Origin of the sequence: Rossellomorea vietnamensis, from assembly GCF_008180415.1 — a bacterium.
Taxonomy (GTDB): Bacteria; Bacillota; Bacilli; order Bacillales; family Bacillaceae_B; genus Rossellomorea; species Rossellomorea vietnamensis_C.
This window is the reverse complement of record NZ_VTEI01000003.1, coordinates 318830-335032: the sequence shown is the minus strand read 5'-3', so window position 1 is coordinate 335032 and position 16203 is coordinate 318830. Positions and strand designations below refer to the sequence as shown.

At 34.6% G+C, this 16203-nt stretch carries 12 protein-coding genes; all 12 read left to right on the top strand.

Annotated elements, in window-relative coordinates:
- Positions 1–249 precede the first annotated feature (249 nt).
- The 12 genes from FZC78_RS07770 (at position 250) to FZC78_RS07715 (ending at position 16138) form a co-directional block, all read left to right on the top strand.
- Positions 250–1572, top strand: coding sequence for a UDP-glucose dehydrogenase family protein (locus FZC78_RS07770; RefSeq protein WP_148939081.1), 1323 nt, complete (start codon positions 250–252; stop codon positions 1570–1572).
- A 22-nt stretch (positions 1573–1594) separates the two neighbouring features.
- A complete protein-coding gene (gene galU / locus FZC78_RS07765) occupies positions 1595–2485 on the top strand; it encodes a UTP--glucose-1-phosphate uridylyltransferase GalU (RefSeq protein WP_148939080.1) in 891 nt (296 codons plus the stop codon).
- A gap of 13 nt (positions 2486–2498) precedes the next feature.
- A complete protein-coding gene (locus FZC78_RS07760; protein WP_148939079.1) occupies positions 2499–3173 on the top strand; it encodes a sugar transferase in 675 nt (224 codons plus the stop codon).
- Positions 3174–3231: 58 nt separating this feature from the next.
- The gene (locus FZC78_RS07755; protein ID WP_252183542.1) at positions 3232–4659 is read left to right on the top strand and encodes a lipopolysaccharide biosynthesis protein; all 1428 of its coding nucleotides are present in this window, start codon (positions 3232–3234) and stop codon (positions 4657–4659) included.
- Positions 4660–4664: 5 nt separating this feature from the next.
- Positions 4665–5837 carry a glycosyltransferase family 4 protein gene (locus tag FZC78_RS07750; RefSeq protein WP_148939078.1) on the top strand — a complete coding sequence of 391 codons (1173 nt, stop codon included), beginning with the start codon at positions 4665–4667 and terminating at the stop codon, positions 5835–5837.
- Positions 5838–5970: 133 nt separating this feature from the next.
- Positions 5971–7053, top strand: coding sequence for a glycosyltransferase family 4 protein (locus FZC78_RS07745; RefSeq protein WP_148939077.1), 1083 nt, complete (start codon positions 5971–5973; stop codon positions 7051–7053).
- Positions 7054–7068: 15 nt separating this feature from the next.
- Positions 7069–8265 carry a glycosyltransferase family 4 protein gene (locus FZC78_RS07740; protein WP_148939076.1) on the top strand — a complete coding sequence of 399 codons (1197 nt, stop codon included), beginning with the start codon at positions 7069–7071 and terminating at the stop codon, positions 8263–8265.
- Positions 8266–8341: 76 nt separating this feature from the next.
- Positions 8342–9721: a sugar phosphate nucleotidyltransferase gene (locus FZC78_RS07735; RefSeq protein WP_148939075.1), complete on the top strand. Its 1380-nt coding sequence runs from the start codon at positions 8342–8344 to the stop codon at positions 9719–9721.
- Positions 9722–10025: 304 nt separating this feature from the next.
- Positions 10026–11321, top strand: a complete 1296-nt coding sequence (locus tag FZC78_RS07730) for an O-antigen ligase family protein (RefSeq protein WP_148939074.1) — start codon at positions 10026–10028, stop codon at positions 11319–11321.
- A gap of 309 nt (positions 11322–11630) precedes the next feature.
- Positions 11631–12725 (top strand): non-hydrolyzing UDP-N-acetylglucosamine 2-epimerase, encoded by a 1095-nt coding sequence (gene wecB, locus FZC78_RS07725; RefSeq protein ID WP_148939073.1) that lies wholly within the window; start codon positions 11631–11633, stop codon positions 12723–12725.
- 656 nt (positions 12726–13381) lie between these two features.
- Entirely contained in the window at positions 13382–15118 is a 1737-nt protein-coding gene (locus tag FZC78_RS07720; RefSeq protein WP_148939072.1) for a phospho-sugar mutase, read from the top strand.
- 171 nt (positions 15119–15289) lie between these two features.
- Positions 15290–16138 (top strand): aldose epimerase, encoded by an 849-nt coding sequence (locus FZC78_RS07715; protein WP_252183570.1) that lies wholly within the window; start codon positions 15290–15292, stop codon positions 16136–16138.
- Positions 16139–16203 lie beyond the last annotated feature (65 nt).

Sequence of the window (16203 nt, the reverse complement as noted above, 5' to 3'; positions counted from 1 at the left end):
ATTTTCATCGGAAATGTCTCCTGTTCCGTTATCATGGGAGGCACTCGATTATGTTGTGGGTAGAGACTCTCTACCTTAGACGCTTGTCGTCGATAGCGTGGTGTGAGGCGGGGTTAAATGCCCTTATAATATTATCCAATAAATATAGGATTAAACTTCCTGTTAGATATTTAATGAAAAAACATTAAGCATTTGAGTGTTTTTTCATTAAATATTTTTCATTCTAATACCTGAAAGGGAGAGAAAAAAATGAAGATAGCTGTAGTAGGAACCGGATACGTAGGACTAGTAACCGGCGTATGCCTTTCAGAAATTGGCCATTCAGTAACATGTGTAGATATCGATGAAGAGAAAGTAAACAGAATGAGCAAGGGAATTTCCCCTATTTATGAGCCAGGCCTTGATGAATTAATGACCAAGAATATTGAGCAAGGAAAATTAAAGTTTACTACAAACCATTCCGAAGCCTTTCAATCAGCAAATGCTATTTACATAGCAGTGGGAACACCAGAAAAAGAAGATGGCTCTGCCAACCTATCATTTGTTAAACAAGTGGCGCTTGATATCGCAAACCATATTGCTGGTAATGTTGTGGTAGTAACAAAAAGTACAGTGCCAGTAGGAACAAATGATTGGATTAAAGAAGTTATCGAGAGCAGCAAGGTTAATGACATAAGGGTAGATGTTGTTTCAAACCCGGAATTTCTTCGCGAAGGAGCTGCTATATATGATTCCTTCCATGGCGACCGAATTGTGGTAGGAGCAGATAGCCCTGAAGCAGCAAACTTAATAGAAGAGATTAACAAACCATTTGGGATTCCTGTTTTTAAAACAGATATTAGAAGCGCAGAAATGATTAAGTATGCAGCTAACGCTTTCTTAGCCACTAAAATCAGCTTCATCAATGAAATTTCAAACCTTTGTGAGAAAGTAAAAGCAAATGTGGAAGATGTAGCACAAGGAATGGGAATGGATAACCGAATCGGATCTCAATTCTTGAATGCAGGTATTGGATACGGAGGCTCTTGTTTCCCTAAAGATACTAAAGCACTTGTGCAAATTGCCGGGGAAGCAGAGTATGACTTTCAACTGCTGAAAGGTGTAATTGAGGTCAATAAAAAGCAGCAAAAAATGATACTCGACAAGCTCAATGCTAGATTCGGAAGTTTAAAAGGGAAAAGAATCGCTGTATTAGGGTTGGCCTTTAAACCAAACACAGATGATATGAGAGAAGCTGCGTCAATACCAGTTACAAACTATTTAATTGAAAAAGGTGCAGAAGTCATTGCTTATGACCCAGTTGCAATGGAAAATGCCAAGAAATTATTAAATTCAAAAGTTCAATTTGCTACAAACACTGATGAAGCCTTAAGTGGAGCAGATGTTGCCTTGATACTAACAGAATGGTCAGATTTTAAAGATCTAACTGTTGAAGAAATTAAAACAAATATTAAAAATCCAATCATATTCGATGGACGTAATTGTTTCAATATTGAAGTGATGAAAGAGTCGGATATTGAGTATCACTCTATGGGAAGACCAACAGTGAACGAACAAATACAATACGCTTAATAAAACAAGGGGGCTAATAATAATGAAGAAAGTTACAAAAGCGATCATTCCGGCAGCTGGATTAGGAACCCGTTTCCTGCCAGCCACAAAAGCAATGCCAAAGGAAATCCTTCCTATAGTTGATAAGCCAACCATTCAATATATCGTAGAAGAAGCCATTGCTTCAGGTATTGAAGACATTATCATCGTTACTGGTAAAGGAAAAAGAGCAATCGAAGATCACTTCGACGCTGCACCGGAACTAGAAAGAAGTCTTGCTGAAAAAGGCAAAACAGACCTACTTGAGAAAGTACAATATTCCAGCAATCTAGCAAACATTCACTATATCCGTCAAAAAGAACCTAAAGGATTGGGACATGCGGTATGGTGTGCAAGAAACTTCATTGGTGATGAGCCATTTGCTGTGCTACTTGGAGACGACATCGTAGTGAGTGACACTCCATGTGTAAAGCAATTGATTGATCAATATGAAGAAACAGGCTCGTCGGTAATTGGAGTCCAAACGGTAGAAGACAATCAAACACACCGCTATGGTATTATTGCCCCCGTTACAAAAGAGGGACGAAGATACCAAGTTAGTGAATTTGTTGAAAAACCTGCACCAGGCACAGCTCCTTCTAATCTAGCTATAATGGGACGCTACTTGCTAACTCCTGAAATCTTTGAGTTGCTAGAAAACCAAGAGACAGGTGCAGGGGGAGAAATCCAGTTAACGGATGCCATTCAAAGATTAAATGAAAAGCAAAAAGTATACGCATACGATTTTGAAGGCAAAAGATATGATGTTGGTGAAAAGGTTGGGTTTGTCAAAACTACTCTTGATTTTGCCCTTGAACATGATGAAATCAAAAGTTCTATATTGGAATACATGGAAGAGTTAGTGAATCAACACAAAAGTAAAGTTTCTTATTAAGGAGTGATAGAGTATGCCTAACCTCGCTAATGAGGAACTAGTCAACTTGCAATCTAGTTCGAAAGTTAAAGTAAATAACTCGAAGATTTACGTGCTGACAAAGAGAGTCGTTGATATCCTGGGCTCTCTTTCTGGGATTATACTATTAAGTATTTTATTTTTAGTGACTGCAATAGCAATTAAAGTGGAGGATCCAAAGGGTCCTGTATTTTTCACTCAGAAACGTGTAGGTAAAAACGGTAAAGAATTCAATATGTATAAATTTCGTTCCATGGTCTCAGATGCAGAAGAGAAGCTTCAAGAATTGTTGAAACTGAATGAGACAACTGGGGCAATGTTTAAAATGAAGGATGATCCAAGGGTTACTAAAATAGGGAGGATCATTCGTAAAACAAGCATAGATGAACTGCCACAGCTATTAAATGTATTAAAAGGAGAAATGAGCCTGGTTGGACCTAGACCACCTTTGCCAAGAGAAGTAAAGGATTACACAACTTATGACCTTCAACGTCTCTTAGTGGTTCCAGGGTGTACGGGACTTTGGCAGGTAAGCGGTCGAAGTAATATCGGATTTGAAGAAATGGTTGAGTTAGATTTAAAGTATATTGAAAAGCGTTCTCTTTATTTTGATATGAAAATAATATTTAAAACATCGCTCATATTATTGGGTTCAAAAGGAGCCTTTTGAAGAAGTTTAAATAATAGAATGATGAGTGAAAAGGAAAATGACTAGTTAGGTGGAGAAAATGTCTTTTTATAAAAATACAATTTGGTCATTACTTAGTATAGTAGGAGTCCAATTTATAAATATAGTTACCAATATTGTATTAGCTAGGTTGTTATCTCCAGAATATTTTGGAGTTTTAGGAATGGCTATGGTTTTCGCTGGTATAGCTTTTGTGATACAAGAGGCGGGACTTAACTCTTACTTAATATATACAACAAAGTTATCGAAGAAAATAATTAATGCGACATTGCTGTTAAATCTAATTCTTTCTATACTAATTGCAATCTTGATATGGGTATTGTCCCCCTTGATTTCAAATATCTTCGAAAGTAATCAAGTTGAATTAGTTCTAAAATATGTATGTCTAGGAATTATTATTAGCTCTTTTGGAAGTACTTCTCGAGCATTACTTATGAGAGAAAGGCAATTTAAGATAATAACGCTAGTTGATATAACTGCTGAAATTATTTCGAGCATATTTGCTATCTTATTTGCAATTTACATAGATGGAATATTAGCGATTTCAACCAAATATATTTTTCGACCTAGTATACAATCTATCTTATCTTTCATTATTAAACCTATTTCGTTCAAAGACCTTATCTATATAGATAAAGATGCCACAAGAGATATATTAACTTATAGTACAAGCGTATTAGGATCTCAAATGTTTATGTATGCAAATAATAACATTGATTATTTTTTAGTTGGAAAACTTTTAGGTAAAACACAACTCGGCTTATATACAATAGCCTTTCAATGGGGTTCTATCGCTAGGTATTACTTAGCCAGCGCTGTTATGAGAGTTTTGTTCCCAGAAACCTCAAGGTGGCAAGATGATATTTCTAAGGTGAAAGATATATATCTAGATTCTATTTCTAAGTTATCATTAATAACTCTTCCCATATGTATTGGATTAGCACTGGTCTCTTATGAGTTTATTTTTATACTATATGGAGAAAGTTGGATAGAAGTATACCCAGTCTTGCAAATTTTATTAATTGCAGGAGGATTGGCCTCCATCACAGTTATAGGAGGTCCAGTATTAAGAGGCATAGGAAAGCCAAATATAGAAATGATTTTAAGTGTTATATCTTTTGTAACATATGGGATTCTACTGTTGATTTTTATAAAATATGGCTTAACTGCTGTTGCATTTGCGGAATTAGTAAGAGTATTAATTGTAGAGTCGGCACGTTTACTCTTCTTAAAGAAATATTTGAAAATTAAAGCAAGAGAAATATATACAAAACTGGCACCAAGTTTAAAGTCAGTTATGATAATGACATTTGGAGTAAGTGCGTTTGGATATATAGTTGACTTAGAGAATATATATATCAATTTTTTAATTAAAATCTTATTAGGAATAATAATATATGCTGGATCTGTTTTTTACTTAGATAGGCATGAATTAAAGACTATACTATTTAAAATTAAAAAAAGGTGAAAAAAATGAAAAAAATCCTTATAGTTAACAGTTATTATTCACCAGATATTCTAGGGGGTGCCGAGGTATCTACCCAATTACTAGCTGAGAGCTTAGCGAAACACCATAAGGTATGTGTGTTAACTACGGGATCTCATAAATTAGGTGTGAAAATAGATAGAGTTAATGGGGTAGAAGTCTTTCGTCTACCCTGTTTTAATTTATATTGGCAGGGCCGCAAAAAAGATAGAAATCCTTTCTTAAAGTTAGGTTGGCATTTAATTAACACATTTAGTCCTCTCCAATATAAGCTTATAGATCAAGTAATTAAAGCCATTAATCCTGATATTATTCATACCCAAAATTTAAGTGGTATCGGTACTTATTTTTGGAAGATTGCTAAGAAAAACAGAATTCCGATAGTTCACACTACTAGAGACTATGCATTATTTGAACCAGTAAAAAGTCACCTTGTCAACAGAATCTTAAGTTATTTTAATAGAGAGAGAAGTAAATATGTGGACATGGTAGTAGGGATATCTCAATATATATTAGATAAACATACGTCGGAAAGATTTTTTTTAAACTCTAAAAAAAGTGTTGTTTTTAATGTTGTTAATTCAAAACGGTATAGTAGAAAAGAGTATAGAAAAGGAGAGCCGTTAATAGTTGGATACTTTGGACAACTAGATAGAAAGAAAGGGATAGATCAACTAGTTAAAGCAATTCAATTAATAGAAGATAAAATCGTAGATAAATTGGTTATCTGTGGAACTGGAGATTTAGAACCAGAATTATTAAAACAAGCCCAAGTAGATGAAAGAATAAAATTAAGAGGGAAGATTCCTTTAGCTGCAGTAAACGAGCAAATGGCTAAAGTGGATTTAACAGTTGTGCCATCAGTTTGGGAAGAGCCCTTTGGGCGTGTAATCATTGAGTCCTATAATCAAGGCACGCCGGTAATGGCAACAAATGTGGGTGGAATTCCAGAGTTAATGATTCATAAGGAGTTCTTAATTCATAATAAAATTCAGGATAATATAAAAGATTTAATTGAGCGCTTTTCTAAAATAGATAATCAACAGATGAAACAAATTATAGAGGATAACTATACAGAATCTTTGAAATATAATGACAATCTATCTTTATATATAAATATTTATGATGAAATATTAGCTTTAAAGCACGATAGCTATTGATGAGTTTTCATCTGTCAACTAATCTATAGCTACTTTTCTTGTGAATTCTCTTATAATTTTAAACTTCTTGGTTAAATTACGATTATTAATTCAAGAAATGTTTTAAAAAGTAAATTTTGCAAAGGTGATATGAATGAAAAAACTATATATTAATGGTCGATTCTTAACTCAGAAGGTCACAGGTGTGCAGAGGGTTGCTGAGGAAATTATAAAGGATATTGATAGGTATTTAATAAGTGGTGCAGTTGAAAATCAGTTTGAATTTACAATTCTAGTACCCAAAAACTCACTAAAAGATTTAAAATTAAAAAAAGTTAAAGTGAAAGAGATAGGGGTATTACAGGGACATTTGTGGGAACAATTACTTTTACCTTTATACACCATTGGGCGTCCTCTTATTAATTTTTGTAATACAGGCCCAATTTTCAAGAGAAAGCAAACAGTATTTATCCATGATGCAGCTGTATTTATGAAACCAGAAGGGTTCTCGAAAATATTTGTAATCTGGTATAAACTTTTATTTAGACTCTTGTCATTGTGTTCAAACCAGATTATTACAGTTTCAAATTTTTCAAAGGAAGAGTTACAAAAAAACATACTCAGTATTAGGAATGAAATTGAAGTAATAAAATTAGGTGTCGATCATATAGAGAATATACAAAGTGATAATGGAATATTGGAAAGGTTCAATTTAAAAAAAGATGGCTTTTTATTAGCAGTAGGAAGCCTTCATCCTAATAAGAACTTTGAAGTACTATTATCGTCATTTGATCAAATGAAAGAATTTGAAGGTGATGTGGTAATAGCTGGAGGGATAGACAAAAAAGTCATTTCAAAAGAAATCAGTGAATTTGGTGGTAAAATAAAACATGTAGGTTATGTCTCGGATGAGGAATTGTGTAGTCTTTATTCTAATGCAAAAGTATTCATCTTTCCTTCTATTTATGAAGGGTTTGGATTACCACCGGTAGAAGCGATGAAGTTAGGATGTCCAGTAATAGCTTCAAATGCTGCTTCTATACCAGAAATATGCCAAGATGGTGCTATATACTTTGATCCTAAAAATTCAGCTGAATTAATAGAAAAGATACACCTGGTTTATGATAATAAGTTCGATATACTTGATTTAACATTTAAGGGTGCTGAAATTGCCGAGGAATATAAATGGAGAAAAACAGTTGAGGAACTCTTTGGAGTATTAAAGAAAAATAACTAATTTGAGGTGTCTTTAGTGAAGATAGCTATAATATCCACACTCATGTTTGATACTTCGATTGGTGGAGTTGAGAACCACCTTCGATTTATGTCAAAAGAGTTGAAGAAGATAGGTCATGAAATTAAAATTTTTAAACCGGTTTGGAAACAAGAATACGAAGTAAGCAATAAAGTGATAGATGAAATAGAAGTTGAATATATAAATATGGGGAAAAAACCATTTGATTTAAAAAGATTTAGTGGGGGAACGGTATTAAAGTACCTTCCAGGTTTTTTAAATAAGTCAATTTATATGTTGTCCTATAAAGATGTAGTAAAGTCAGTTTCATTATTTAATCCTGATTTAGTATGGCAGCATGATTTTTCTGCTAACATACTTACTACTAAAGTGCTCAGTAGGAAATACCCTACTATCTTAACAAATCATACTGGGGAGTATCTAATGATTAAAAATAATCCAGTTCTATCAAGAGCATTGCCAGGATTGTTAAAACATTATTCAGCAATCATTGGGCCTAGCATAGAACTCACCCCTGACTTTCATAATAGGTCAGTAACGATTCATAATGGAGTTGATACAAGTAAATTCTATCCATTATCAGACGAAAAGAAATACTCACTTAAAACAAAGATCTTTAATGTAGATAGTGGTAAGTTCGTAATACTTTGTCCTAGACGATGGGCCCCGACTAAAGGAATATACTATTTAGCAGAAGCTATAAAACAGATTGATAAACAAGATGAAATAGCAAAAGAAATAGTTATCGCCTTTGCTGGAAGTGATTATGATGGGTACCCATTATATGCCAATGAAGTGAATGAAGTGTTAAAGGGTGTAAAGAATGTAAAAGTGGTAAAATTAGGGAATTTAACTGTTGAAGAGATGATCAGATATTACCAGGTCAGTGACTTAGTTGTAATTCCTTCTTTAATGGAAGCAGTAAGTCTATCAGCAGTTGAATCAATGGCTTGTGGAACCCCTGTTTTGAGTACAAATGTAGGTGGAATGCCAGAATTAATAAATAATAATAAGGATGGCTTTTTAGTCAATTCTAAATCATCGAGTGAGATTGCCTTAAAAATCACAGAATTATTTACTGATAGCGACAAACTAAATGATGTATCAGAGAATGCTTTTCTTAAAGTAAAAGAAAGGTATGATTGGAGTGCTATTGCAGAAGAAACTGATATGCTTCTTAAGCAGATGTTATAAGTATTCGTCTCAAATTGTTTTAATAACCCTTAGTGCATTTCACTGAAATCAAAAAATGTAAAGAGAGGAGAAGGTTATGAAGCTAATTTTATTATCAGGAGGGTCAGGAAAGAGGTTGTGGCCACTATCCAACGATGCTCGTTCTAAACAATTTTTAAAAGTATTAGATAATGGGCAGGGCGCTTTCGAGTCAATGGTGCAACGGGTATGGGCACAGTTAAATAATGTAGGATTAGAAAAAGAGACTGTTATTGCTACGAGTAAATCTCAAGTCGATATGATTAAAAATCAATTAAATAACCAATCAGATCTTATTGTAGAACCTAGTAGACGTGATACCTTTCCGGCTATTGCCTTAGCTGCTGCTTACTTTTACACTGTCAAAAAAGCAAGCATAGAAGAAGTTGTTTCAGTCCTTCCTGTAGACCCATATGTCCATGATAACTTTTTTGAAAAAGTGAAAGAAATGGAATCAGTAATTTACAATAGTGATTCAGATATTGCACTTCTTGGTGTACAGCCAACGTGTCCATCAACTAAATACGGATACATTGTTCCTGAAAAAGAGAGAAATAATTCTTTAGATTTCCTCCCTGTAAATCGATTTACTGAAAAACCATCAGAAGAGGTTGCAAGGGAACTCATTAATGATAATGCTCTATGGAATTGTGGGGTTTTTGCTTTTAAACTGGGCTATATAATAGATATATTGAAAGAGAAAGGACTCCCTTTTGATTATGAAGAACTACTAACCCACTATGATCAACTTCCTAAAATAAGTTTTGATTATGAAGTTGTAGAGAAAGCAAGTAATATTGTAGTCTTACCTTATAATGGTTACTGGAAAGACTTAGGTACTTGGAATTCATTAACAGAAGAAATGAGTACTAATCATATGGGCAAAGGGATTTTAGGTAATGAATGTAAGGATACACACTTAATTAATGAATTAGATATTCCTGTTACAGTTTTAGGAGTTTCAAACTTAGTAGTTGTAGCTAGTCCTGATGGTATATTAATATCTGAAAAACAAGCAAGCACACAGATTAAAGAAATAGTAAATAATATAAATAATAGACCGATGTATGAAGAACGTCGTTGGGGCTGGTATAAGGTTTTAGACCATACTAAGAATGATAATAGCTACGAAGTCTTAACTAAACGTATTGGAATATTAAAAGGGAAGAATCTTAGTTATCAAACTCACAATCTGAGAAATGAGCTTTGGACAATTATTAAGGGTGAAGGTATATTAGCGCTAAATGGGGTATTGCGTGGTGTAAAACAAGGAGACGTAGTACAAATAAAACAAGGTGATTACCATGCAATAAAAGCTATATCAGATATAGAAATAATAGAAGTTCAAAGTGGTAGTGAACTGATAGAAGAAGATATTGTAAGGCTCTATACAGAATGGCAGGACATTGAAAACGAGTGTTTTTCTTTTTCCAAATAAGACCTCTAATTAGTTTGCTTGAAGTATTCTAGTTGTACGAAAAGTAATTTCCATAAGGAAAAGGCATAAATCTAAATGTCATTTGTTTATTCACTCCACTTGTAAATCCTGAATGACTTTTCATGAGAGATATAACTTAAATAGAAGTCAAATTGGTGATTATTACTTAAGTTTCAATTTGCAAAAATGCAAGCAAAGATTTATTTTGGAAAGGTAAATATATTCAGGAAACTAATAATAATCTTATTAGGGAGGCGAATAGTTAGTAAATTAAATTAGGCAATAAATAGGGAAGAGGTTAAGAATGGGCTATACAAAAAATCTTAAGAAAAGAATGCTAACTTTTATTATAGGTATTTTCTTTTTCTATATTTCTATTTATGGGACACTTTCTATATTTCAAGATACTATACTTATTAGATCAATAAAAGACATTGCACTAATTGTTCTTATTCTTCTAAGTTTTATTCATATAGTTCTTTTTAAAAAGTACAAGAGTAATATTTTTATAATTTTTATTATAAGCATTTTAGGGGGGATATATTTAATTAGCTTTTTAAGCTTATTAAATGGTAATTCCTTAGTGAATTTAGGATATGGGATTAAAATCTCACTGTTGCCCATGGGTGGGGTCTTGTTAGGGATATACTTAAAAAATAAGAATATAAAAATCCAATCAATGTTAATAGTAGTATTTATTAGTCTAATTTCCACGTGGACGTTACAGTGGTTTTCAGGTGTAGATAAGTTAATGCAACTAGGGTTTGAATATGCTGTTAATGTTAAACATATTAATGGTATTCCTAGATTGCCATCAAGCGTCGGTACTCCTGATGGTTATGCGTTCTTGCTAGCTATAATAGGAGTCTTGTTGCAGGTGTCATTACTAGGAAAAAATTATAAAAAATTTGCATTTATTGTGATGTTATTAACTCTTTCATTCCTCGTTTTATCAACTATTCGATCAGCGCTATTGTTGTTTGTATTTTGTCAATTAATAGTTTATCTTAAAAAAGTAAGTACATCGAAACAAACTATAAAATATTTGTACTTTACTTTATTAAGTTTTCTAATGGTATTTTCTATACTTATTTTACCGATCGCCTTTTCCTCTGGACTTAGCTTATTTAGTAGATCCTCTCTTGTTGATAGATTTAGCCACTGGTTTAGTTATTTGCCTAGTTTAACAACGTCTGAGGGCTTTATTGGATATGGGTTGGGGGTAGTTGGGTCTGCGAGTAGAAGGACTGCAGATCTAGGCCTGAATTCTACAGATTACGCTGTTGATAATCAGTATATAGCTATATTTCAACAATTAGGTTTACTTGGATTAATAGCATATTTTCTTTTTTTTATCATTGTAATTTGGAAATTATTAAATCTTCATAAACAAGCAATTGTAAAGAATAGGACCGTGGAGGTAGAAAGGCTAGACTTTGCTGTAGGACTAGTTTTAGCAGTGCTAGTGTCAGGTATTTTCACAAATATATTGGAAGTTTATCCTTTTAATTTATTTTTCTATGTTTTCATTGGAATGCAGTTATGCCCATTAACTGAAACACGAGATGTAATCAACTTAGAAAAGGTTAATTTAGCTTGATTAATTTATTTCATACACTTATCTTCCTTAAGGAAACACAAATTAAGATATAGATAACTTTAATTAATCTTTAAAGAGATTTACCTTGATTGTTAAAATCCCTTAAAACGTTGGTAGGTTCTAAAGTATATAATTCTTAGTGGTCAAACAGGTTCATAAGTCTAATAGTCAAAGGGAGTGTTGCTCAAGTTATTAGTTTTATTATTTTTATTAATAAATTTCATTTAGGAAGAATAACTTCGCATATGAATTTGATTTAATTAGTAAATTTTATAATTTAAATTAATTAGTAAAGTTGGTAGATATTGTATGAAAAAAAAGGTAATGATAGTTTTTGGAACAAGACCTGAAGCTATTAAAATGTGCCCCTTAGTTAAAGAGCTAAGATCGAGAGAAAATCTAGATACCGTGGTTTGTGTAACAGGCCAGCATCGGGAAATGCTATCCCAAGTTCTAGATGCATTTAGTGTAGTTCCAGATTATAACTTATCAATAATGAAAGAAAAACAAACACTATTTGATGTAACAATCAACATATTAGAAAAAATGAAAGTTATTCTTGAAGAAGTTAAGCCAGATGTGGTTTTAGTACATGGAGATACTTCTACAACTTTTGTAACGTCTTTAGCTTGTTTCTACTTGCAAATACCTGTTGGACATGTTGAAGCTGGACTAAGAACTTATAAAATCTACTCACCTTACCCAGAAGAATTCAATCGTCAAGCTGTTGGGATTGTGGCAAAGTACCATTTTGCACCTACAGAAAAGTCGAAAGAACATCTCTTAAAAGAAGGTAAAGATCCGTCATCAATCTACGTGACAGGTAATACTGCTATTGATGCCCTTAACACTACTGTTAGAGAAAGTTATTCTCATGAACAAATTGAATGGGCTTCAGATTGTAGACTGATTATGATAACTGCTCATAGAAGAGAAAATCTTGGTGAGCCAATGAGAAACATGTTTAAAGCAATCAAAAGAATTGTGGATGAATATTCAAATATTAAAGTTTTATATCCAATTCACATGAACCCTGTTGTAAGAGAATTAGCCAATGAAATATTAGGGGATAATTTAAGAGTAAGAATTATTGAACCACTAGAGGTATTAGATTTCCACAATCTCCTTTCTCGATCTTATTTAATTCTAACTGATAGTGGTGGAATACAAGAAGAAGCGCCTAGCTTAGGGAAGCCAGTTCTTGTTATGCGCGATACTACTGAAAGGCCTGAAGGTATAGAGGCAGGAACATTGAAGTTAGTTGGAACTGATGAAGATAACATTTATAAAAACTTCAAACTACTTCTTGAAGATAAGAAAGAGTATGAAAGAATGAGTAAAGCAAGTAACCCCTACGGTGATGGTTTCGCTAGTAAAAGAATTGCTGATATCTTGGAGAAATAGGTAATTCATGTATACAAACTGAAGTCTTATATCCACAGAGAAGAGATAGATGACAGGTTGGTTGATAGAATATGAAAACAGTAAATAGTCCGATATATAAAAAGCCTCATAGTGAAACACCCAAGTATGAAGATAAAAGATAATTGAGAAGAAACTTAGACATTAGTATAATCTCTGAGTTTCTTTTTTTTGTAATACATTAAGTAACTTTTGACTTCTTTAATAGAAAGGGAACATCTGAACATGTTAAACAGGGGGATATAAACATGCTTAAACTGAGGTGCTGAGTTGCCAACCTGCCCTGCTTGTAATAATTTTTGTAGAGGAATGATTCATAAGTATTACGCAAAAAAACTTATATAAGCTATAAACTTTTAAAAGGTTAAGTTAATCTACAAAAAATCACCTAAATTCTTTAGTTCTTTAAGTATTAAGACCCCTCGACTTAGAAATAGTTATAGTAGTAAAAAGACTATACAAGTTTAATTAATGGTTCTACTATCCTATAAATTTAAAAGTTTCTAATCCTAAATTACTTCAGTCGAATATGGTCGTAAGTAATGATTATAGGAATAAAAGATACATATTAAGGAATTAATAACAAATTGCCTAGCATGCTTCCCCATGTTACAGGCGATTTTTTAGGGGGATACGAAATGACTTGGAAAATGAATTCAGAAAAGTGGATTTCCTGTATAAATTTAGATAAAGAGTTAAAAGATAGCCTACTGCAGATAAAGGAAGATTTTTTGATGCTAGAAGAACATTTCTATAAAGATCTAGAATTCGGAACAGGCGGCATGCGCGGAGAGTTAGGTCCGGGTACAAACCGTCTTAACATCTACATGATACGAAAAGCAACAGAAGGTTTGGCACAATACATCGAAGAACAAGGAGAAGAAGCAAAGCAGCGTGGTGTAGCTGTTGCTTACGATTCTCGCCATAAATCTCCTGAGTTTGCTTTAGAAGTAGCAAAGACCCTCGGTGCCCATGGTATTAAGTCGTTTGTATTTGAAAGACTGCGCCCGACACCAGTTCTATCGTTTGCAGTCCGTCATTTGAATGCTTTTGCAGGTATTGTCATCACAGCAAGCCATAATCCGCCAGAATATAATGGTTACAAGGTATATGGCCCGGACGGCGGACAGATTCCACCAGCGATGGCTGATCGGTTGATTCAGTATGTTAATGGCGTGGAGAATGAACTGACAATCGAAGTAGCGGAAGAGAAGGAAATCCTTGATAGCGGTTTACTTACATACATCGGTGAAGAAGTGGATACTGCTTATCAGGAAGAATTGCTGACCATCCGTGAAAATCAAAAGGTGATTCAAGAGGTTGCAGATTCTTTGAAGATTGTGTTTACACCTTTACATGGAACGGCGAACATCCCGGTAAGAGAAGGATTGAAGAACTTCGGTTTTAAGAATGTAACCGTTGTAAAAGAGCAGGAACTTCCTGACCCGGATTTTTCTACCGTGAAGTCTCCAAACCCTGAGGAACATGCAGCCTTTGAACTTGCGATTCAATATGGAGAGAGAGAAGATGCTGATATCTTGATGGGAACAGACCCTGATACGGACCGTCTGGGTGTTGCGGTGAAAAATGCTGAAGGGAATTATGAAGTGCTGACCGGCAACCAAATGGGTGCGCTTATGCTTCATTACCTTTTAACTCAGAAGAAAGAGCAGGGGACTCTCCCTGAGAATGGTATTGTCATTAAGACGATTGTTACTTCTGAAATTGGAAGAGTCATTGCTGATAGCTTTGGCATCCCGACTCTTGATACTCTTACTGGATTTAAATTCATTGGTGAGAAAATCAATGAGTATAACGAATCTGGAGAGTACTCCTTCCTATTCGGATATGAGGAAAGCTACGGATATCTTATCGGTGATTTTGTTAGAGACAAGGATGCTGTGCAGGCGGCCATATTTGCAGCAGAGACGGCAGCTTACTACAAGTCTCAAGGCAAGTCCTTGTATGATGGACTTTTAGAAGTCTTTGAACAGTACGGTTACTTTAAAGAATCTCTTGAATCCCTGACGTTAAAAGGGAAAGCAGGTTCCGAGAAGATTGCCGAAATTCTTAAGTCATTCCGCGAAAACCCGCCAACAGAGGTAGCCGGCCAAAAGGTTGTCAGAGTCGAAGATTACCACACGTCAGAGAAGCATAGCCTGTTAAATGATACAGTGGAAACGATTGAACTTCCTAAATCTAACGTCATTAAATACTTCTTGGAGGATAACTCCTGGTTCTGTGTGCGCCCATCTGGGACAGAGCCAAAAGCCAAGTTTTATTTCAGTGTGAAGGGTGAATCCCTCGAAGACAGCAGCCAGAAGCTCGAGGCTCTTCAATCTTCTGTTATGAATATTGTTCAAGAAATGCTTTAATTTTTGTAGCCCTCCCGTATAGCTGGGAGGGTTTTTTGATATGATTAAGTGTGCATACATACAGTGAGAAGTGGAAAATCAGGAAACATCGTTTCATACATCTAACATCTGGTAACCGGGAACTGTATGGTTTCCGGCTTTATTTGTAGAGGAGGAGTTACTTTGTATTCAGTGGACAAGTATAGAGATAGAGAATTGGAGATTTATGAACTCAGAAATGCAGAAAGTGACTCATGGATAAAGGTTTGCCCGGAGCGAGGCGGCATAGTTATCGGTTATGGAGTGAACGGAAAGGAACTTCTTTATCTGAACAAAGAGACTTTCTTTGACCCCAGTCAAAATATTCGCGGCGGCATCCCCGTTTTATTTCCCATCTCTGGGCAACTTGAGAATGGTGAATACGAATGGGAAGGTAAAACGTATAGAATGCCGAATCATGGTCTGGCACGGGTGAATCCCTGGAAAGTAGAAGAGGTGGAAAGCTCTTCAGACCAAGCTTCTATCGTCCTAAGTTTCAACAGCAGCCCTTCTACTCTTCAGTCCTATCCTTTCGAGTTTGAAGTGGTGTTCACCTATATCTTAAAAGGCACAAGCTTCGTGATCCAGCAGGAATATCGAAATAATGGCACTGCTCCGATGCCAATGTATGCGGGGTTTCATCCTTACTTTAAGTCTCAATCGAAAAAGCTTAACCTAGAAACAAATGCGGAAATTTATTACGATTACAATGATAATAGTTATAAGGAACTTTCAGGTGAAATGAATATGAACGGGAAAGCGGAAGCCGTTGTACTCGTCAATACCAAGGATGAGCTAAGGGCTGATCTGTCTGATTCGAAGATCGTGATGGAAATGGAGGACGATTTCCGCTATATCATGCTGTGGGTTCAGGAAGGAAAGAACTTTGTTTGTATTGAGCCTTGGATGGCTAGAACAGGGGAGTTTCAGCGGGGAGATGAATTGAGAATGATTCAGCCTAGGGAAAGCTTACGAACGTCTGTAACTATTTCGGGGCAGTGACAGATAGCTAGTTAATATAATTCGCTTTCTAGCTCATAATATAAATCAATAGCTGCCTTTTGGAA